The following is a 1,004-nucleotide window of genomic DNA, read 5'->3' on the forward strand; positions in this document are numbered from 1 at the left end:
GAGCCCGATCCGGTGACGGCGGCGGTGTGGGGTCTGGTGCGTTCGGCGCAGGCGGAGCACCCTGGCCGGCTGCTGATCGTGGACGTGGACGTTGATGTGGATGTGGACGCGGGTGGTGTGGCGGATGTCGTGCCCGCGGTGGTGGGGTGTGGTGAGCCGCAGGTGGCGGTGCGTGGGGACCGGTTCCTCGTGCCGCGTCTGGTGCGGTTTGCCGGGTCTGGTCTGGTGCCGCCTGTGGGGGTGCCGTGGCGTTTGGAGGTGGGTGCGCGCGGGACGCTGGAGAGTCTGGCGCTGGTGCCTGCTCCGTATGTGGTGGAGGAGCTGGCGCCGGGGGATGTGCGGGTGGCGATGCGTGCGGGTGGTGTGAACTTCCGTGATGTGCTCAATGCGTTGGGGATGTATCCGGGGGATGCGGGTGCGTTGGGTAATGAGGGTGCGGGTGTGGTGCTGGCTGTTGGTTCGGGTGTGGTGGGGGTGGGTGTGGGTGACCGGGTGATGGGTCTGTTTCCGCGTGGTGGGCTGGGTCCGGTGGCGGTGACTGATCATCGTCTTGTGGTGCGGGTTCCGCGGGGGTGGTCGTTCGCGGAGGCGGCGGCGGTGCCGACGGTGTTTTTGACGGCGGTGTATGGGCTGGTGGATCTGGCCGGTCTGCGGGCGGGTGAGTCGGTGCTGGTGCATGCGGGTGCTGGTGGTGTGGGTATGGCGGCGGTGCAGCTGGCGCGGTATTTGGGGGCGGAGGTGTATGCCACGGCCAGTCCTGGTAAGTGGGATGTGTTGCGGGGGTTGGGTCTGGATGAGGCGCATATCGCGTCGTCGCGGACGCTGGAGTTTGCTGAGAAGTTTCCTGCTGGTATCGATGTGGTGCTCAATTCCCTGGCGGGGGAGTTCGTGGACGCGTCGGTGGGGTTGCTGGCCGAGGGTGGCCGGTTCGTGGAGATGGGCAAGACCGATATCCGTGATGCGGCCACCATGCCGGTGTCGTACCAGGCCTTCGACCTGTTCGA

1 protein-coding gene is annotated in these 1,004 nt (G+C 67.2%); it reads left to right on the plus strand.

The window, feature by feature from the left end; all coding sequences use genetic code 11:
* Positions 1-1,004: SpnB-like Rossmann fold domain-containing protein (locus tag AXW62_RS39725; RefSeq protein ID WP_159061126.1), on the plus strand; the 1,004-nt coding region annotated here is incomplete at both ends.

Origin of the sequence: Streptomyces hygroscopicus subsp. hygroscopicus (assembly GCF_001553455.1) — a bacterium.
GTDB classification, from domain to species: Bacteria; Actinomycetota; Actinomycetes; order Streptomycetales; family Streptomycetaceae; genus Streptomyces; species Streptomyces hygroscopicus.